This is a genomic window from Streptomyces sp. NBC_01314, from assembly GCF_041435215.1.
Taxonomy (GTDB): Bacteria; Actinomycetota; Actinomycetes; order Streptomycetales; family Streptomycetaceae; genus Streptomyces.
The window spans coordinates 7,426,258-7,445,475 of record NZ_CP108394.1; the positions used below are offsets into that span (position 1 = coordinate 7,426,258).

Annotated in this window: 15 protein-coding genes; 4 read left to right on the top strand and 11 right to left on the bottom strand. The window is 70.9% G+C overall.

Going from position 1 to position 19,218, the window contains the following annotated elements:
• The first annotated feature begins 58 nt into the window (after positions 1 to 58).
• Positions 59 to 1,228 carry a serine hydrolase domain-containing protein gene (locus OG622_RS32775; protein ID WP_371580235.1) on the top strand — a complete coding sequence of 390 codons (1,170 nt, stop codon included), beginning with the start codon at positions 59 to 61 and terminating at the stop codon, positions 1,226 to 1,228.
• Positions 1,229 to 1,313: 85 nt separating this feature from the next.
• Here the strand turns inward: OG622_RS32775 and OG622_RS32780 are convergent, their stop codons facing one another.
• Both OG622_RS32780 and pepN read right to left on the bottom strand, forming a co-directional pair.
• A complete protein-coding gene (locus tag OG622_RS32780) occupies positions 1,314 to 2,384 on the bottom strand; it encodes a hypothetical protein (RefSeq protein WP_371580236.1) in 1,071 nt (356 codons plus the stop codon).
• 606 nt (positions 2,385 to 2,990) lie between these two features.
• A complete protein-coding gene (pepN, locus tag OG622_RS32785; protein WP_371580237.1) occupies positions 2,991 to 5,597 on the bottom strand; it encodes an aminopeptidase N in 2,607 nt (868 codons plus the stop codon).
• 172 nt (positions 5,598 to 5,769) lie between these two features.
• On the opposite strand from pepN, the gene OG622_RS32790 reads away from it, so the two are divergent.
• Positions 5,770 to 6,423, top strand: coding sequence for a DsbA family protein (locus OG622_RS32790; protein WP_371580238.1), 654 nt, complete (start codon positions 5,770 to 5,772; stop codon positions 6,421 to 6,423).
• Between the two features lie 9 nt (positions 6,424 to 6,432).
• Here OG622_RS32790 and OG622_RS32795 read toward each other — a convergent pair whose 3' ends face one another.
• From OG622_RS32795 to OG622_RS32830, 8 genes are all read right to left on the bottom strand, one after another.
• A complete protein-coding gene (locus OG622_RS32795; RefSeq protein WP_371580239.1) occupies positions 6,433 to 6,651 on the bottom strand; it encodes a hypothetical protein in 219 nt (72 codons plus the stop codon).
• Positions 6,652 to 6,884: 233 nt separating this feature from the next.
• Positions 6,885 to 7,526 carry a superoxide dismutase gene (locus OG622_RS32800; protein WP_371580240.1) on the bottom strand — a complete coding sequence of 214 codons (642 nt, stop codon included), beginning with the start codon at positions 7,524 to 7,526 and terminating at the stop codon, positions 6,885 to 6,887.
• 193 nt (positions 7,527 to 7,719) lie between these two features.
• Complete coding sequence (locus OG622_RS32805; protein WP_371580241.1) at positions 7,720 to 8,637, bottom strand: TauD/TfdA dioxygenase family protein; 918 nt, start codon at positions 8,635 to 8,637, stop codon at positions 7,720 to 7,722.
• A gap of 77 nt (positions 8,638 to 8,714) precedes the next feature.
• On the bottom strand, positions 8,715 to 10,061 hold the full coding sequence (locus OG622_RS32810) for an LLM class flavin-dependent oxidoreductase (RefSeq protein ID WP_371580242.1): 1,347 nt from the start codon (positions 10,059 to 10,061) through the stop codon (positions 8,715 to 8,717).
• Between the two features lie 337 nt (positions 10,062 to 10,398).
• Positions 10,399 to 11,187 (bottom strand): ABC transporter ATP-binding protein, encoded by a 789-nt coding sequence (locus OG622_RS32815; RefSeq protein WP_371580243.1) that lies wholly within the window; start codon positions 11,185 to 11,187, stop codon positions 10,399 to 10,401.
• Complete coding sequence (locus OG622_RS32820; RefSeq protein WP_371580244.1) at positions 11,163 to 12,044, bottom strand: ABC transporter permease; 882 nt, start codon at positions 12,042 to 12,044, stop codon at positions 11,163 to 11,165. Before OG622_RS32820 ends, OG622_RS32815 begins: the two co-directional genes overlap by 25 nt.
• Entirely contained in the window at positions 12,041 to 13,105 is a 1,065-nt protein-coding gene (locus tag OG622_RS32825) for an ABC transporter substrate-binding protein (RefSeq protein ID WP_371580245.1), read from the bottom strand. The genes OG622_RS32820 and OG622_RS32825 overlap by 4 nt, the downstream gene beginning before the upstream one ends.
• A 306-nt stretch (positions 13,106 to 13,411) precedes the next feature.
• Positions 13,412 to 14,671 carry an ROK family protein gene (locus OG622_RS32830; protein WP_371580246.1) on the bottom strand — a complete coding sequence of 420 codons (1,260 nt, stop codon included), beginning with the start codon at positions 14,669 to 14,671 and terminating at the stop codon, positions 13,412 to 13,414.
• A gap of 463 nt (positions 14,672 to 15,134) precedes the next feature.
• Here OG622_RS32830 and OG622_RS32835 point away from each other — a divergent pair, with 463 nt between their 5' ends.
• On the top strand, positions 15,135 to 15,719 hold the full coding sequence (locus tag OG622_RS32835) for a biotin transporter BioY (RefSeq protein WP_371580247.1): 585 nt from the start codon (positions 15,135 to 15,137) through the stop codon (positions 15,717 to 15,719).
• 184 nt (positions 15,720 to 15,903) lie between these two features.
• Here the strand turns inward: OG622_RS32835 and OG622_RS32840 are convergent, their stop codons facing one another.
• On the bottom strand, positions 15,904 to 16,671 hold the full coding sequence (locus OG622_RS32840) for a cell wall protein (RefSeq protein WP_371580248.1): 768 nt from the start codon (positions 16,669 to 16,671) through the stop codon (positions 15,904 to 15,906).
• 203 nt (positions 16,672 to 16,874) lie between these two features.
• Here OG622_RS32840 and OG622_RS32845 point away from each other — a divergent pair, with 203 nt between their 5' ends.
• A complete protein-coding gene (locus OG622_RS32845; RefSeq protein WP_371580249.1) occupies positions 16,875 to 19,130 on the top strand; it encodes a protein kinase in 2,256 nt (751 codons plus the stop codon).
• Positions 19,131 to 19,218 lie beyond the last annotated feature (88 nt).

The following is a 19,218-nucleotide window of genomic DNA, read 5'->3' on the forward strand; positions in this document are numbered from 1 at the left end:
CCTCGCGACCGGACGTTGTCGGAACCGCCGAGAACGTCGGTGCGAAGGGAGAGACCGCATGCAGGCTCGCGCAGCTGGCACGGCACGTAAGGCACGTACGGTTCTGGTGGCGGCGACCGCGGTGGCTGCGGCGGTGGCGCTGGCCGCACCCGCCGTGGCGGCACCGGCACCCGCCAGAACCGACCACACCGCGACCAGGGAGGCCATGGACGCGGCGGTGAAGGACGGCGTTCCCGGCGTGGCCCTCCAGGCCAAGGACAAGCACGGCGTCTGGAAGGCCACCTCCGGCGTCGGCGACATCAGGACGGACAAGCCGCGCTCCGCCCACGACCGCTACCGCGTCGGCAGTATCACGAAGACCTTCGTGTCGACGGTCCTGCTCCAGCTGGAGGCCGAGGGCAGGCTGTCGCTGGACGACAAGGTCGACAAGTGGCTGCCGGGCCTGGTGCGCGGCAACGGCCACGACGGCCGCGAGGTGACTCTCCGTCAACTCCTCAACCACACCAGCGGAATCTCCAACTACACGAACGACGAGGAGTTCGGCCGTACGTACTTCCTGAAGGACGGCTTCTTCCAGCACCGCTACGACACGGCTCCCCCGGAACGACTGGTGGCGGTCGCCATGAAGCACGAGCCGGACTTCGCCCCCGGCACCGACTGGAACTACTCGAACACCAACTACGTCCTGGCCGGCATGGTGATCGAGAAGGCCACGGGCAACCCGTACGGCGACGAGGTCCGCGCCCGCGTCATCGAGCCCCTCGGCCTGCGCTCCACCCTTGTCCCGGGCACTTATCCGAAGGTCCCCAGGCCGAGCAGCCGCGCGTACGGCAAGCTGGCCCGGACGGCGACGGGCCCGACCTACGACGTCACGGAGCTGAACCCGTCCCTGGCCTACTCGGCCGGCGAGATGATCTCCGACTCCGGCGACCTCAACCGCTTCTATACGGCACTGCTCAAGGGCAAGCTCCTGCCGCCGAAGCAGCTCGCCGAGATGAAGACCACGATCAAGGTGGACGGCATCCCGAACGCCGGCTACGGACTGGGCCTCATGGAACGCGAACTCAGCTGCGGCATCACCGTCTGGGGCCACGGCGGCGGCATCCACGGCTCCACCTCGGAAGCCGTCACCACCTCCGACGGCCGCCATTCCCTCGCCTTCAACTTCAACAGCGACTGGACGGGCGACACCGAGGCGATCGTGGAGGCGGAGTTCTGCGACAAGTAGTCGCCCCGGCGTGAGGAAGGGCCGCCGCCCGCCGAGGCGGGCGGCGGCCCTTCCTCTCCCCTCCTGATGCCCCGGGTTACCCGAATTACCGGGGAAGCACCACGACATACGCGGCCGGATCGCGGTCGCACGACGCCATCAGGGCGGTGCGGACGACAGTCGCCTGCTGCTCCAGGGAGTCGCGCAGCTTCCTGGGGGTGATGTGGACGACGGTGATACCGAGCCGCTCCAACATCTCGCGCTTACGGGCGTATTCGGACCACAGTGCGTCGTCCTCCTGACGCGGCGCGCGGGTGTCGAGCTCGACCGCGACGGCCTGCTCCGGCCAGTACGCGTCGAGACCGCCGAGGTGGGGGCCGCCGGGCAGGCGGAGGTCGACGTTCCAGACCGGGTCGGGCAGGGCGTACTCACGGACCATCCGGTACAGGTGGTCCTCCGCGATCGCCCGCCCCTCGGCGAGCAGCGAGTCCACCGCGTCGGCGACATACGGACGGTTCAGCAGCCGCGCCTCGGTCAACTCCCTCACGACCGCGGTCGGTTCGGTGTGGCCGCCGCGCACCGCCTCCGTCAGCAGCCGGCGTACCGTGCCCGCCTCGGAGAGTTCCGCGACCGCGTCGGCGAGTGCGCGCGGCACCGGGGCGACGGGCAGGCCGGTCACGTAGGACGGGGTCGGCATGGCCGGGGTGCGGACGATCCGGGCGCAGCCCGCGGTCCGCAGCCGGCGCATGCGCGGGACCAGGACGTCGATCGCGTCGAGGGAGGGGAGCGGGGGAGCGGACGAGAACCCGTGCAGTGTCAGGGCGGCCAGGCCCGTGATCACCGCGTTCGAGTAACGGGGCGCCGGGCGGGGCTCGTCGGCGTTCGGCTGCGCGGGTACGCCGGCGACTTCCGCGGCCCCGGTGGCCGTTTCGCGGAAGGGCGAGCGGGCCGCGTAGGACAGCACCGCGTGCAGTCGCTCCTCCGAGGTGGGCGGGCCCGGGTGCAGCAGGAACACGCCCGGCAGGATCTGCTGCCAGGAGCCACCGGGCCGGCACTGCTCGTTCGTCTCGGCCGCGGTGACACCCTGCGCGCGCAGCTGCGCGGCCGTCAGCACCCGGCGCGTGACGTCCGAGAGGCGACGGAGGGGGCGGGGGGAGAGCGGGGTGTTGTGGGTCATGACCCGGAGGTTCCCGCTCCGGGGCCGCCCATGAACCGCTGTTACACGCTCGTCGACAAATCCGGACAAGACCACACTAAAGTACGTGCGTTCGACTGCCGATACCCGCTGGTCCGGACGGCGATCAAAAAAGGTTACGGCTCCAATTACCCGAATTCGGTAACCCCGAACCCGGCAGCCCTGCACCCGGCAACCCCGAACCCGGCAGCCCCGCATCCGGTATGCCTGCACCGGTGGCCCACCCGGCTCGCTGTCCGAGCTGCGGGCCCCGGCGGCGTGCTGATGAGCGCGCACGATCGTGGAGTCCACCGAGACAGCCCGGCTCAGGCCCTCGTCGGCCATCGGCCCTGGGCCGTCAGCGACGCGGTGAACACCCGCTCCCAGGCGCCGTGGACGGCCCACATCCGCGGCCGGTCATGGACGCCTCGCCGACTCCCGCACTTCAGTCAACAACCCACCTGGACCGACGTCCCCCTGATGCGAACGCAACCGCCCAGGGGCGGCAAGGGTGGGCGCGGCGGCACCCGGCAACCGCCGGTGAGCGCACCCGCCCCCTGCCCCAGTGGCAGCCAGCAAGGTGCGCAACACGCGCAGAAGCGGCGGCAGTTACCCCACAGTCGTCGCTTCCGACCCGGCCGCCGCGTCGCACGCCTGCCCCCGCAGGCCCCGGGCCAGGTCGTCCCGAGCCTCGACCACCAGCCTCCGCAACGCCGGTGCCGCCTCCTCGTGCGCGGCCAGCCACGCGTCCGTCGCGTCCAACGTCCCCTGGGAGTCCTGCAGCGACGGGAACAGCCCCCGCACCACATCCATCCCGATCTGGATGGACCGCTCGGCCCACACCCGCTCGATCACCTCGAAGTACCTGGCGGCGTACGGCGCCACCAACTCCCGCTGGGACGGCCGGGTGAACCCCGTGATCGTCGCCTCGACCAACGCGTTGGACAGGGTGTCCGACTCCACGACCGACGCCCACGCCTGCGCCTTGACCGCCGCGGACGGCCGCGCCGCCAGGCAGCGCACCTGATGCCGCTTCCCGGAAGCCGTGTCGTCGCGCGCCAGCTCCGCCGCCAGCACCCTCTCGTCGGCGACCCCGTGCGTGGCCAGCGGCTCCAGGAAGGCCCACCGCAGCTCCTGGTCGATGTCCAGCCCGTCGACCGTCGCGGTCCCCGCCAACAGCTCCTGCAGCACCGCCAGATCGCCCTCGCCCGACGCCACCGAGGCGTAGAAACGGGCCCACGTCAGCTGGTGCTGACTGCCCGCTTCGGCCGCCCGCAGCTCACGCGACGCGCCCTCCGCCAGCAGCCGGCCCCCGGCCTCCCGCCACTCCGGCGCCGCGTAGTGCGTGAGCGCCGAGCCGGCCCACGCGTGCAGCATCTGGAGCACCCCGATGTCGGACTCCCGTCCCGCGAACCGCAGCACGAGGTCGACGAAGTCCCGCGCCGGCAGCAGCGCGTCCCGGGTCAGGTTCCACAGCGCCGACCAGCACAGCGCCCGGGCCAGCGGGTCGGAGAGGTCCCCGAGCCCGGCCCGCAGCGTGTCCAGCGACCCCGCGTCGAAACGGATCTTGCAGTACGTCAGGTCGTCGTCGTTGACCAGCACCAGCTCGGGCGCCCCGGCCCCGGCCAGCTCACCCACGACCGTACGCGGCCCGTCGACGTCCACCTCGGCCCGCGCGTACCGCTCCAGCGGGCCCCCTTCGCCATTGCGCCGGTACAGGCCGATCGCCACCCGGTGCGGCCGCAGCTCGGGGTGCGACTCGGCCGCCTCCTGCACCACGGCCAGCTCGTCGATCCGGCCCTCGGGGTCGAGCAGCACCTGCGGAGTGAGGGAGTTGACCCCCGCCGTCTGGAGCCAGGCCCGCGACCAGGACACCATGTCCCGCCCGCTGGTGTCCTCCAGGACCGACAGCAGGTCACCCAGCTTCGTGTTGCCGTACGCGTTCCGCTTGAAGTAGCGCCGGGCGCCCTCCAGGAAGGCCTCCCGCCCCACGTACGCCACCAACTGCTTGAGCACGGACGCGCCCTTGGCGTACGTGATGCCGTCGAAGTTGAGCTTCGCGTCCTCCAGGTCACGGATGTCGGCCGTGACGGGGTGGGTGGAGGGCAGCTGGTCGGCGCGGTACGCCCAGGACTTGCGGTTGTTGGCGAAGGTGACCCAGCCGTTGGTGAAGCGGGTCGCCTCGACCATCGAGAAGGAGCCCATGAAGTCGGCGAAGGACTCCTTCAGCCACAGGTCGTCCCACCACACCATGGTCACGAGGTCGCCGAACCACATGTGCGCCATCTCGTGCAGGACGACGTTCGCCCGCCGCTCGTACGACGCCCGCGTGACCTTGCCCCGGAAGATGAACTCCTCGCGGAACGTGACGAGTCCCGGGTTCTCCATCGCGCCGAGGTTGTACTCGGGCACGAACGCCTGGTCGTACTTCCCGAACGGGTACGGGTAGTCGAAGTGGTCGTGGAAGAAGTCCAGGCCCTGCTTGGTGATCAGGAAGACGTCGTCGGAGTCGAAGTAGGGGGCGAGCCCCTTGCGGCACATCGCGCCGAGGGGGATCTCCAGCCGCGTACCGTCCTCGAAGACCCGCTCGTAGGAGTCCGTCACGTAGTGGTACGGGCCCGCGACGACCGCCGTGATGTACGTCGAGATCGGCTTCGTCTCCGCGAACCGCCACACCCCGTCCGTCTGCTCGCCGACCCCGTTGCTCCACACGACCCACCCCTGAGGCGCGCGCACCTCGAAGCGGAAGGGGGCCTTGAGGTCCGGCTGCTCGAAGTTGGCGAAGACCCGGCGGGAGTCGGCCGGCTCGTACTGGGTGTAGAGGTAGATCTCGCCGTCCTCGGGGTCGACGAAGCGGTGCAGGCCCTCGCCGGTGCGGGAGTAGGCGCACTGGGCGTCGACCACCAGCTCGTTCTCGGCGGCCAGGTCGTCCAGGGCGATCCGGGTGCCGTCGAAGACCTCGCTCGGGTCGAGATCCTTGCCGTTGAGGGAGACGGCCGTCACACTCGGCGCGATCAGATCGGCGAAGCTGCCGGCGCCCGGGTCGGCGCAGCGGAAGCGGATCGTGGTCACCGAGCGGAAGGTGCGCGGCTCGCCGCCGGGGCCACCCGAGTCGCCGACGGCCGACCGCAGGTCGAGGGAGACCTCGTAACCGTCGACGGACAGCAGTGCGGCCCGCTCCTGGGCCTCGTCGCGGGACAGATTCTCACCGGGCACGGGCGGCACTCCCTAGGGGTGGTGTTCAGGCGGTGTTCAGTATGCGGACAGACCGATCCTGTCATGCGCACCTGACGACGGGCAGGTGGGAATGCGACGTGCGGCCGTCGGTGTTGTGAGCTGAAGCGACTTTCTTCCGAACTGCCTTCCCAGCTCTCTTACGAGGAGAACCATGTCCGAGCAGATCTCCGGCAAGACCCCCGTCGACTTCTGGTTCGACCCGCTGTGCCCGTGGGCCTGGATGACCTCGCGGTGGGTCCTGGAGGTCGAGAAGGTCCGGGACATCGAGGTCCGCTGGCATGTGATGAGCCTCGCGGTGCTGAACGAGCCCAAGATCGACGAGCTGCCCGAGGAGTACCGCGAGCTGCTGCAGACCAAGGCTTGGGGGCCGGTACGGATCGTCATAGCCGCCCAGCAGGAGCACGGCGCCGAGGTCCTCGGTGACCTCTACACCGCGATCGGCACGCGCGCGCACAACCTGGGCCAGGGCATAGAGAAGGACGTCGTCGCCGCCGCGGTGGCCGAGGTCGGGCTGCCCGAGTCCCTCATGGACCACTGGGACTCCACCCCGTACGACGCCGAGCTGCGCGCCTCCCACAAGGAGGGCATCGACAAGGTCGGCCAGGACGTCGGCACCCCCGTCATCGCCGTCCCCGGCGCCGACGGCGAGCAGATCGCCTTCTTCGGCCCGGTCGTCACCCCCGCCCCCAAGGGCGAGGAAGCCGCCAAGCTCTGGGACGGCACCCTCCTCGTGGCCTCGGTCCCCGGCTTCTACGAACTCAAGCGCACCCGCAGCAAGGGCCCGGACTTCAGCAACCTGGTCTGACCGGCCGGGTCACCTGAACGACTCGGGGAGGGTCAGACCCTCGCTCTGGTTGCCCCACGGCTGGACGAACAGGCAGCGACCCTTCTCACCGTGGTTGCCGCAGCGCCACCAGCCGGCCGGGTTCTTCCCCAGGGACTCGAGGTGCTGCCGCACTTCCTTGTCGGCCGCGTGGAACGGCAGGGGCTTGCTTCCTCCACACGGCGGGCAGTGCTTGTAGCTCGTCGACATGCGACCTCCCGGTCCGGTCGGCCGGATCGGAAATCCGGCCGGAAAACGGGATCATAGGGCGAAAGTTCAGGAAACCGTCAGACCGGAACGCGTCCCGCCGGTGGCGATTTCAGTTACCCCGGACGGCGAGAACCCCCGCGAGTCACGTCCTCGCGGGGGTTCTCCCTCTTTCTGCCTGCCCGGCGAAGGTTGAGAAGACGATCACGAGCAGGACATCTCGGTGCGGGCCCGGCTCAGGGGGCGAGCAGCAGCGCATCCGCGCGGGACTTGGCGGCGGCGTGGCGCTTGGCCACGTCCTGCCAGTCGACGACGGCCCACATGGCGTCGATGAAGTCGACCTTCTGGTTCTTGTACTGCAGGTAGAAGGCGTGCTCCCAGGCGTCGAAGACGAGGATCGGGGTGGCGCCCTGGCCGACGTTGCCCTGGTGGTCGTAGACCTGCTCGACGATGAGGCGCCCGCTGAGCGGCTCGTACGCCAGTACGCCCCAGCCGGAGCCCTGGGTGGTGGCGGCGGCCTTGGTCAGCTGTCCCTTGAAGCCCGCGAACGAACCGAAGGACTCGGCGACGGCCTCCGCCAGGTCGCCCACGCCGTCCGCGGCCAGTGGTTCTCCGCCGCCGTCACCGGTCATGTTCTGCCAGTAGATGGAGTGCAGGATGTGGCCGGAGAGATGGAAGGCCAGGCTCTTCTCCAGGCCGTTGATCGCGCCCCACGACTCCTTGTCGCGCGCTTCCGCGAGCTGGTCGAGCGTGTCGTTGGCTCCCTTGACGTACGCCGCGTGGTGCTTGTCGTGGTGCAGCTCGATGATCTCGGGGCTGATCACGGGCGCGAGCGCCGAGTAGTCGTACGGCAGTTCCGGGAGCGTGTAGACGGGCATGGGGGTCCCCTCCGACCTCTTATTGCAAAGTACTTGCAAGTGCACGCTAGCAGCAAGAGGATGGAGGGGCGTGCCCGGACACGCGAAAGGGCCCTCGCGCGAACCGACCGTCCGTCCTCCGCGCGAGGGCCCTGAAGTCTTCGAGGCGTGTCGGCGGCCGTCCGCCGTCCGGACGTGCCTGCGCCGGTCGCGCCTAGGCGGCCACGGAGACGGCCTCCTGCCGTGCGGCCACGGACGTGTAGTGCGAGGCGTCCCCCTCGATCGAGTGGCTCTCCCTGCCCTCGATGCCCGCCGGCACGTCCCCGGCGACGGTCACCCGGTGCAGTCGGCGCGGCAGGCCGTCGTAGTTGTCGATGGCGTAGTGCTGGGTGACGCGGTTGTCGAAGACGACGAGCTGGTTCTCCGACCAGCGGTGGCGCAACACGTTCTCCGGCCGGGTCACGTACGACTGGAGCAGGTCGAGGAGCTTGCGGGACTCGCCGAGGGACAGGCCCACGATCCGCTGCGCGAACCCGCCGATGAACAGGCCGCGTTCACCGGTCAACGGGTGGACGCGGACGACCGGGTGGGCCGTGCGGTACTTGATCGAGGTGAACCGGGCGCGCTGCTCGGCCCGCTCCGCGTCGATCTCCTCGTCGGGTACCGCGTAGTCGTAGTCGTTGGTGTGCTCGGCCCACAGGCCGTCGGCCAGCCGCCGCAGCGGCTCGGGCAGGTCCCGGTAGGCCGCCGCCGAGTTCGCGATCAGGGTCTCGCCGCCGTAGGGCGGGATCGTGATGCTGCGCAGGGTGGTGGCCTGCGGCGGGTTGAGGACGAACGTGACATCGGTGTGCCAGTGGTTGGCGCGCCCCCGCTCGCTGTCCACGGGCAGGACGTTCGCGGCACCGTCCACGGCGGCCACCGTCGGGTGGGCGGTGGTGATGTCGCCGAAGTGGCGGACGAAGGCCTGGTGGGTCTCGTCGTCGAGGTCCACGTCGTCGAAGACGAGCGCCTTGTGGACGTTGAGGGCCTCGCGCAGGGCCGCGACCGTCTCCTCGTCGAGGGGCTTGGAGATGTCGACGCCGGAGACACGGGCACCGATGTTGGCGGTGACCTTCTGGATGTCGAGGGACATGGCGTGCTTCCTTTCGGGGGCCGGACTTTCGGGGCCGGACTTCGGGGCCCGGGCCTCTGGACCCCGGGCTTCGGTGATCAGACGAGGGCGGGTGCGGACGCACTGACGTGCTGGTTGGCGGGGCGCGGCAGGCCGTAGCGGTCCCGCAGGGTCCGGCGCGGCCCGTACTCGGTGCGGAGCAGACCGCGGGTGCGCAGTATCGGGACGACGTGGTCGACGAAGGCGTCGAGGCCGGACGGCAGGACCGCGGGCATGATGTTGAAGCCGTCGGCGGCACCCCGCGTGAACCAGGTCTCGATCTTGTCGGCGACCTGCTCGGGCGTCCCGGCGAAGGTGAGGTGCCCGCGCCCGCCGCCCAGCCGACCGATCAGCTCCCGCACGGTGAGCCGGTCGCGCCGGGCCAGCTCGACGACGAGCGTGTAGCGGCTCTTGGCGCCCTCGATCGTGCTCTCCGGCGGCAGACCGTCGGGCAGTGGGGCGTCCAACTCCAGGGTGCCCGGCTCCAGTTGCAGCAGCCGCTCCAGACCGCCCACCCCGTGCGTGTACACGATGTGGTCCTCCAGGACCCGCTCGGCCGCCCGCGCCTCGGCCTCCGTCGACCCCAGTACGGGGACGATCCCGGGCAGCACCTTGATGTGCTCGGGGTCCCGGCCGACCGCCGCCGTACGAGACTTGAGGTCGGCGTAGAAGGCCTGCGCGTCCTCGATGGTCTGCTGCGCGGTGAACACGGCCTCCGCGTACCGGGCCGCGAACGTCTTGCCGTCCTCGCTCGACCCCGCCTGCACGAGCAGCGGGTAACCCTGGGGCGAGCGGGGGACGTTGAGCGGACCCTCGACACTGAAGTACGTCCCCTTGTGCCGGGGCGGATGGATCTTCGTGTCGTCGCCCCAGACACCGGACGCCTTGTCGGCGACGATCGCGTCGTCCTCCCAGCTGTCCCAGAGCTTCAGGGCCACGTCGAGGAACTCGGAGGCCCGCGCGTACCGCTGGGCGTGCGCGGGCTCGGCGTCGAGACCGAAGTTCCGGGCGGCCTCCGCGCCGGCGGTGGTGACGATGTTCCAGCCGGCCCGGCCGCCGCTGAGGATGTCGAGCGAGGCGAACTTGCGGGCCAGGTTGTAGGGGGAGTTGTAGGACGTGGAGGCGGTGGCGATCAGACCGATGTGCTCGGTGGCCGTCGCCAGCGCGGTCAGCAGGGTGAGCGGTTCCAGGGCGCCCGCCGGACGCTGGCCCACGCTGCCCCACAGCTGCGGCCCGTCGGCCAGGAAGAGCGAGTCGAACGTGCCGCGCTCCGCGATCCGGGCCAGCCGCACATAGTGGTCCAGCTCGACGTGCGCGTACGGGTCGGACTCCGGCAGCCGCCACGACGCCTCGTGGTGGCCGGTGTTCATCAGGAAGGCGTTGAGATGGAGCTGTCTCGATGTCACTGGTGGTCCTCGGGGCTCAGGGGCGGTTCTGCGGCGGTCGTCCGGGCATGCCGGCGGGGCTCCCCGGCGGCTTGCCGGAGGCGGTGCACGGTCCTGCGGGATGCATCGGCGGTGTGTCGGGGGTCATGGGCCGGTTCGGTGGGGCTTGTGGGCGGTGTGTCGGGGGTCATGGGCCGGTTCGGTGGGGCTTGTGGGTGGTGTGTCGGGGGTCATGGGCCGGCTCTGTTGGGTTTGTCGCTGGTTCGCCGGGGGGCATGGGCCGGTTCCGTGGGGCTTGTCGCTGGTTCGCCGGGGGCCATGGCGGACTCCGCGGCGCTCGTCGGTGGTTCACCGGAGGTCACCGGTGGTCCTCCGTCACGCCGAGTGCGGCCAGCAGTCGCTCGCGGTACTCGCCCAGCAGGGGGTCCCGGTACGAGCGCGGGTGCGGACGGTCGATGGTCAGGTCGAGGCCGATGCGGCCCTGTTCGAGCACCAGGACCCGGTCGGCGAGCACGATCGCCTCGTCGACGTCGTGGGTGACGAGCAGGACGGAGGGCTTGTGGTGCTCCCACAGCTGCCTGAGCAGGGTGTGCATCCTGATCCGGGTGAGCGCGTCCAGGGCGCCGAACGGCTCGTCGGCCAGCAGCAGTTCGGGATCGCGGACGAGGGAGCGGGCCAGTGCCGCGCGCTGGGCCTCGCCGCCGGACAGCTCGTTCGGCCAGGCGCGCTCGCGGCCCTTCAGACCCACCTCGGCGAGCGCCTCGCGGCCCCGGTCGGCGGCCTCCTTGCCCTCCGCGCCGAGCAGCACGTTGTCGAGGACGCGGCGCCAGGGCAGCAGCCGGGAGTCTTGGAAGACCACGGACACCCGGGCCGGCGCGGTGAGCCGGCCGCTGCCCACCACCTCGTGGTCGAGCCCGGCGACCGCCCGCAGCAGCGTGCTCTTGCCGGAGCCGCTGTGCCCGAGCAGGGCCACGAACTGCCCGGCGGGGATGTCGAGGTCGATGCCGTCGAGGACCTTGCGCCCGTCGAACGACCGTGTGAGTTCCCGGAGTTGCACGGTGGGCCGGGTGCCCGTGGCCGTGGCTGTCCCGGGCTCGGTGGCGGTCGGCCGCCCGGTGTTCGTCAGCTGCTCAGCGTGCGTCGCCATGACAGCACCCTCCGTTCGATGAGACGGACCGCGCTGTCGGAGATCAGGCCGAAGATCCCGTAGACGACCAGGCCGACGAGGATGACGTCGCTCTGGCCGTAGTTCTGGGCCTGGAACATCATGTAGCCGAGTCCGTTGGTGGCGTTGATCTGCTCCAGCACGACCAGGCCCAGCCAGGAGCCGGTGACCCCGAGCCGCAGGCCCACGAAGAAGCCGGGCAGCGCGCCGGGGATGACGATCTGCCGGACGAACTGGAGCCTCGACAGGCCCTGGACCTCGGCGAGTTCGACGAAGCGGCTGTCGATCCCGGCCAGCGCGGCATGTGTGTTGAGGTAGATCGGGATGTAGACGACGATGGCGATGATCGCGATCTTGAAGGTCTCGCCGATGCCCAGCCAGAGGATGAACAGCGGGATCAGACCCAGCGTCGGGATCGCCCGGTTGAGCTGCACGGTCCCGTCGATCAGTGCCTCGCCGACCCGGCTGAGCCCGGCGGCCAGGGCGAGCGCGACACCGGCCGTCAGCCCGATCACGAATCCGGATCCGGCCCGCTGCAACGAGGTCGTGATGTCCGTCGTCAGCGTCCCGTCGGTCCACAGACGGACGCCTGTCTCCAGCACCGTCCAGGGCGCCGGGATCGCCGCCGGATCGAGCTGCCCGGCGGCGGAGGCGGCGGCCCAGAGGGCGAGGAACAGCAGCGGTCCGACGAGCCGGGAGGCGGGCAGCCGCTTACCGGGGGAGAGGCGCCGGCGCCTGCGGACCTGGGAGGTCTCCTCGACGGCCTCGACCGTACCGAGGGCGGCCGTGCCGACGACGGTCGTGCCGACCGGGGCGGCACTCGTGGTCGCGGCGCTCACTTCCGGTACTCCGCGGGCACGGCCTTCGCCGCGATCCCCTCGAACCGCCGGTCGAAGAGCGAGTCGACGTCGAACTTCTTCACGAAGCCGCCCTCCGCCAGCAGATCCGCGGTCTCCTGCTCCCACTTGATCGACTCGTCCCAGCTCGGCGGGAAGAGCGGCTTGTTGGCGAGTTCGCTGATCGACTCCGCCTGGGCGAGGTTCAGGTTCTGGGTCTTCACGTAGAACTCCTCGTTCCAGATGTCCGGGTTCTCGTACTGCCAGACCGCGCCCTTCGCCCAGTACGGGATGTACGCGGCGACGGCGGCCACCTTCTCGGAGTCGCCCAGCACGGAGGCCGGCGCCCACAGCAGGTTGAGCAGGTCCACCACGTCGGTGGGGATCGTGCGGGCGCCCTTGGCCCTGTACTGCTGCAGATAGGCGGGCGCCTGCTGGTTGGCGAGCGGAGCGACGTCCACCTGGCCCGACTGCAGGGCCGTCAGGAACTGGTTGCTGGTCAGCGGGACCAGCTCCGCGTCGTCGTAGGCGAGCCCCGCCTCCTTCAACGCCCGCAGCAGTACGACGCCCTGCGCCTGCCCCTGCGAGAAGGCGAGCTTCTTGCCCCGGAAATCCTTGACCGAGGTGAGGTCGCTGCCGGGCTTGGTGGCGAAGAGATAGTTCGGCTTCCGGGTGACGTCGATCGCGACGATCTTCGCGTCGTACCCCTGGTAATGCGCCTGGATCGGCGGAATTCCCGCGTTGTTGGCGACATCCAGCGAACCCGCGCGGAAGGCGTTGATGACATCGGGGCCCGCGCCGATGTTCGCCCAACTGCTCACCCTGAAAGGCAGATCGTCGAGTTTCGCGAGCTTGAGCTGCAACTCCTGCTGGTTCTGGAAGGAGGCGATCTTCAGGCTCGTACCCGCGGGAACCTTGGTGGGCAGCGGCGCGTCCGCGGCTGTCCGGGCGACCGCCGCGCTGCTGTCGGCGCAGCCGCTGAGCCCGGCCGCCGCGGCCGTGACGCCGAGGAGGGAGGTGAGGAAGAGCCGCCGGTCGAAACCGGGCGCGGCGGAAGAAGACATGGGAGGACCCCCAGGGGGACGGTGGGAAGGCGAACGGAATCGCGAACGGCCTCACGCACGGAAAGACGCACGGAAACACACACGGAAAAACGCACGACATCGCGAACGGAAGGAATCCGCGGAAGCGGACGGAAAGGAAGCTGCGGAAGGAGGATTCACGCAGGAGGAAGTGCCGCGTCGGCCGGAGTGCGAGGGGCACTCCGGTACGTCAACGTGTCAGCAACAGAGGGTGCGACAGCTCGTGAGCAGCATGAATACGATGTTCCCGGTCTTCGGTATCGCCTGTCAACATTCGGAGTTTCTGAATTAACCGACCTCGGCGCAGGCGCGGTCGAGACGTGCCACGGCCCCCAGCGGGTCCCGGTAGAGCACGTCCAGAGCCACCGCTCCGCCCGCCGTGGCCAGCACGGAGTCAGGGAAGCTCGTCGGCCCCACGGCCGCCGCCCGGTCCGGCCCTACGGTCTCGTGCAGCGCGGCGAGGCAGTCCGCCCGGCCCATGATCCCGATCTCGGTGACGACCACGGTCTCCGGGTTCAGCACGTCGAGCAGCAGCTCCGCCGCCCGCCCCACCATCCGCGCCCGCTCCACCAGCAGCCGCACGGCCACCGCGTCGCCGCCCGCCGCCGCGTCCACCACCCGCATCGGGTTCACCCCGTCGACGACCCCGGCCGCCCGAGCCCGCCGGCACAGTGTCCGCTCGCTCAACTCGGCCTGGAGGCAGCCGACCCGACCGCAGTCGCAGGGCTCCGTACCGCCGGGCAGCGGCAGATGGGCGATCGATCCCGCCTGCGAGCGGGGTCCGTGATGCACCTCGTCGTTGGTCGCGAACGCCGCGTCGACCATATTGCCGACGAACAGATGCAGCACACTCCTGCTGCCACGGGCCCGCCCGAACAGCTGCTCGGCGCCCACCAAGGCCCGCGCGTGCCCGTCCACATGGACCGGCAGCCCGGTCCCGGCACCGAGCATCTCCCGCACCGGCACCTCGCGCCAGCCCAGCAGCGGATGCTCGACGACGGTCCCGGTCTCCCGGTCCACCCAGCCGCCGGCCGCGAAGCCGACGGCCAGGGCCCGGCAGCCCGGCGCCGCGTCCAGCAGGGCCCGGAGTTCGTCGGCGGCCCGCGCCAGGACCGGGGCGGGGCCGGTGGAGCCGTGCTTCAACCGCCGCTCCACGACGACCCGTCCCCGCAGATCGAGCAGCGCGACCGTCGTGTACGGGACGGCCACATGCACGCCGCCCACGACGAACCGCGAGTCGTCCAGGTCGAGGGGCACGTGCGGGCGCCCCGCCCCCTTGGCCCGCCGGGGCGGCTCGGCCTCACGGATGAGACCGAGCCCCGCGAACCGGGCGCAGTAGTCGGTCACCGAGGCCGGCGACAGCCCGGTCACCCGGGCGATGATGCTGCGCGCCACGGGCCCGTGCTCCAGCACGGACCGCAGCACCACGCTGGCGCTGGTCCGCCGCCGGTCGCTGTCGGCGACACGCGGTACGGGAGAAAGGGCAGGGCTGGGAGAGGAAGGAGAGGCGGGAGCGTAAAGGGTGGGTGCCGCCGCGGCATGGGGCATGGTGATCATCCTCGGGAACGGGTCCGACACTGCGCCGTCGCGATAGGGCGGGGCGTGCCGGAGCCGCCTCACCCGGGACGGCGACAGGTGGCCGTGCCCACGCGTCGCAGATCGACGTAGCGACGCGACGAGAAGTACCGGGCTTGAGCAACCATGCGCCCGAAGCTAGCAAAACGGCCCACCGCTGCCCAGACGGCGACCGACGGGCGAGACGGCACCTGTCCACGCCGCCGACCCGATTGGTGAAACCCTACAGATCTGATGCGGCGCCCCCTCAAGACGGAAGCACGCGCCACCTCAGTGACCGGTGTCACGCCCTACCGGGTGTAACCCGCATCCTTTGTGTGAAGCCCACCAAGCTGTCGTTCCCCCCTTTGTCGATCACTGACGGTGTGGGGTGCGAGGGGCTCGGGATAGCGTCACCGTGTCCCCGCCGACTTCACCCGCCGGAGTGAGCCCGATCATGAGCACCACCGCCGCCACGTCAGCCCGCCCCGGCGAGGTCCTCGCCGACCTTCTGCCCGTCGCCGGCGTCCGCGCCCGGGACATCGCGCTCGTGGTCGGCGGCGCCGCGCTCACCGGGCTCGCCGCCCAGATCGCCGTGCCCGTGCCGGGCTCCCCGGTCCCGGTCACCGGCCAGACCTTCGCCGCCCTGCTCGTCGGCACCACCCTCGGCGCGAGCCGCGGCGTCGCCTCCCTCGCCCTGTACGCGCTGGTCGGCCTGGCCGGCGTGCCGTGGTTCGCGAACGGAACCTCCGGCGTCGGCGTCTCCTTCGGCTACATCCTCGGCATGATCCTCGCCGCCGCCGCCGTGGGTGCCCTGGCCCGCCGCGGTGGCGACCGCTCCACTCCGCGCATGGCCGGCACGATGCTCGTCGGCGAAGCGATCATCTACGCCGTCGGCGTCCCGTACCTCGCCGCGACCGCCGACATCAGCCTCTCCACCGCCGTCGCGGTCGGCCTCACCCCGTTCCTGATCGGCGACGCCATCAAGGTCGTCCTGGCCATGGGTCTGCTGCCGACGGCCTGGAAGCTGCTCAAGAACTGACGCGGCGGCTCAGCCCCGCCGACCAGGCGCGCGCTCAAGGGTCACCCTGTACGTACCGCCGCCCGCCGTGACGAGCGGGCACGCCGGTGCCTCCGGGCGGTGAGACCACGGAGGCACCGTAGGGGTGAGACCACGGGGACGCCGTAGGAAGTGCGTGACCGTGGACCCCGTCGTGTTCGATGGGTCAGGACTCCTGACGGGCCCGCCGGTGGTTCCACCACAGGCCCGCCGCGCCGGCCGAGATGAGCGCGGCGCCGGCCATACCGAGCGGCAGGACACGGTCGGCCGGACCGGTCTGGGGCAGCTCGTCCGGCTTGTCGTCCTTCCCGCCGCCGCCGTCACTGCCGCCGCCGTCACCGCCGCCGGGGGTGACCGGGCTGTTGTCGGTGCCGAGGAGCAGCGGGGTCGCGGGCTCGTTGGGTGACTGGTTGGTCGCGCCGAACGGGACCGGGCCCTGCTGCCAGAACGTCTTCGAACCGTCGGAGTTCTGGACCGGAAGGCAGATCTTGCCCTGCTTGCTCAGGTCGTACGTGGCGTCGATCGCATAGGTCTTCGACTTTCCGGGCGCCAGATCGTCGATCGCGCACGCGAAACCACTGTTCGCGCCGTCAGGAAGATCCCCCTCCGGTATTGCCGAACACCCTTCGACGTTCTTGACCTGCATGCCGTCAAAACCGACCACAAGCAATCGGATTTCCCCGCTCGCCTTGCTGCCCTCGTTCTTCACGACACCGGTGATATCCGTTTCCTTGGACTTGTTGTCGACTTTGATCTCCTTGGACAGCAGCGTCGAGAGCTTCACTCCCGCCGGTGCCGCGTCCACGGTTTTTCCGCCATGACTGCTCAATCCCCCCTCGTCGTCCGCCGACGCGGTGAAGCCGAGGATCATCACCGACGTGAACGACGCGGTGAGCAGCGATCCGGCGATGGCGGCCCTACGATGAGAACTCATGTTCCATCCCCCTTGCGTCCCCCTGGCCGTGCCTGAATTCACGGCCTATGAAGAGGTACCACAAGATTTCCCAGCACTATGCTGGTGCGGCACCAAGTGTGACCAATGCGCGACTTTTTGGTTCTTCTGTGGCACGTGCGGTCAGTTGTTGAAGGGGGGGCATGGGGGTGCCGGAAATAACGCGGGGCGGTGTTCCGGGTCTTATGGTGGCCGGCCGTTATCGGCTGGTCGAAAGCATCGGCCAGGGCGGAATGGGCCGGGTCTGGCGAGCCACCGACGACATGCTCGACCGACAGGTCGCCGTCAAGGAAATGCGTATCGACGGCCTCGACCCGGAGGACGGCCGCACCCGACGCGAGCGAACCCTGCGGGAGGCCAGGGCCACGGCCCGTATCGACCACCCCAACGTCGTACGCGTCTACGACGTGGTCGACGCGGGCGAGCGGCTCTGGATCGTCATGGAACTGGTCGACGGCCGCTCCCTGGAACGGCTCGTGGCGGAGGACGGCCCTCTCGACGTACGCGACACGGCCCGGATCGGCCTCGAACTCGTTGACGCGCTGGGGCAGGTGCACGCCCAGGGCGTCCTGCACCGCGACATCAAACCGGCCAACGTCCTCGTCAGGCGCATGGGCGCCCATCAGGCCGTCCTCACCGACTTCGGTATCGCCGCCATCCAGAACGCCGAGGCGCTCACCATGGCCGGCATGCTCGTCGGCTCCCCCGACTACATGGCCCCCGAGCGCGTCACCGGCCGTCCCCAGGGCCCGCCCTCCGACCTCTGGTCCCTCGGCGCCACCCTCTGCGCCGCCCTCGGCGGCCGGTCCCCCTTCTCCCGCCCCACCACCCTCGCCACTCTCCACGCCGTCCTCTACGAGGAGCCGGAACTCCCCGCAGCCGCCGGCCCCCTCCACGACATCCTCGCCGCCCTCCTGACGAAACGACCGGAGTCCCGCCCCGGCGTGCACGAACTCACCGAGACGCTCCGCGGTTTCGCCACGGGCCCGGCAGCCGCCACCCCTGTGACGACGGGGACGGCGGGGCCATGGCCTTCGGGCACGGAGGAGCCGGGGGAGAGGGAGTCGGCCGGTGCCGGAGGGCCGGTTGCCGGACCGGGGCGGCCCGTGCAGCCGGGGGCCGGCGCCAAGGACGCGGGAGCCGTGGCCGGGAGGACGGCGGCCGGGGCCGAGGAGCCGGGGTCCGGCATCGCGGGGTCCGAGGCCGGGCGCGGTGGGCCGGTCGCAGGACGTTCGGCACCGGCCGCGGAGAGGACGAGGCCACTGAGCGCCGCCGCGGATCCATCGCCCGGCACTGCCAGCGTTCCCGAGGCAGCGCCCCCGGAACCCGGACCCGCCCCCCGACCCGCGCCCCGCCCCACCCCGGTACACCCGACGCCGACGCCGACGCCGACGGTACGGAATCGGCCCCACCCCGACCCCGACCCGCTCTCCACTCCTGCACCGGACCGGAACAGCCCCGTATCCCCCGCGCCCGCCCCCAACCTCGTATCCACCCCGCACCCCTCACCCGGCACCGAGCCCTCCACCCCCCACCCCGACCGAGCCACCACCCCCGTCCTCAACCGCACTCCCCTCCCACCCCCGCCCCCCTTCGCCTCACAGCGCCCGGCGGTCCCCGGCAACCCCTACCTGAGCCCTCCCCCCGGGACCGCCAACGCCTCCTCCGAAGCCCCGCCCACAAGCACCCCCGAACTCCCTTCGAGGGGCGCACCCACACCCCCCGGCGGAAGCGAACTGCCGACCCGGCCCGGGTCCACCCCTACGGAACCCACGGGACCCACGGGACCCACCGGACCCCGGCGGAACAATCGCCGCACCGGCCTCATCGCGGCCGTCGCCGTGGCCGCGACCGCCGCCGTAGCCGCAGTCGTCGTACCGGCAATGAACGGCTCGCCCGACGGCAGGAACGACAAGAACGACAGGGCGGCGTCCTCGGCCTCCCCTTCCACCCCGTCCTCCTCCACCGCGTCCCCCACCCCCACCCCCACCGTCGCCGGCACCTCCCGCCCGCCCGAGTTGCCGCCGGGCGCCCGCACGGAGGCCGGCGTGTTCGCCTGGGTGCCGCCGGAGGGCTTCTCGCGGGAGGTGCACGCGGGCGCCGAGGTGCACTACACCTCGCCCGACGCCCGGCAGGAGATCGTCGGCAAGGCCTCCCTCGCGCGCGGCGACCTCCTGGAGCAGTGGAGGAAGAAGGAGAAGACCACCGGTCAGGGGCCGGGCTACAGCCGGATCCGTCTGGAGGAGACCGAGTTCAGGGGCAGGCCCGCGGTCGTGTGGGAGTACACCGTCACGGCCCAGGAACTGCCCTGGCACGTCCGCTCCCTGGGCTTCGACAGCGGCGGAAAGTCCTACCAGCTCACGACCTGGTACCACCCCGACATCGAGGACCGCGCCCTCCCGGTCTACGAGAAGGTCGAGGAGAGCTTCACACCCCTGTGAGCCCCCTGGACGGCGAGACGGGGCCCGGCGGCGTACGAACCGCCACCGGACCCCGGGCCTCGGACCGCTGTAACGGGCGGCTCGGCCG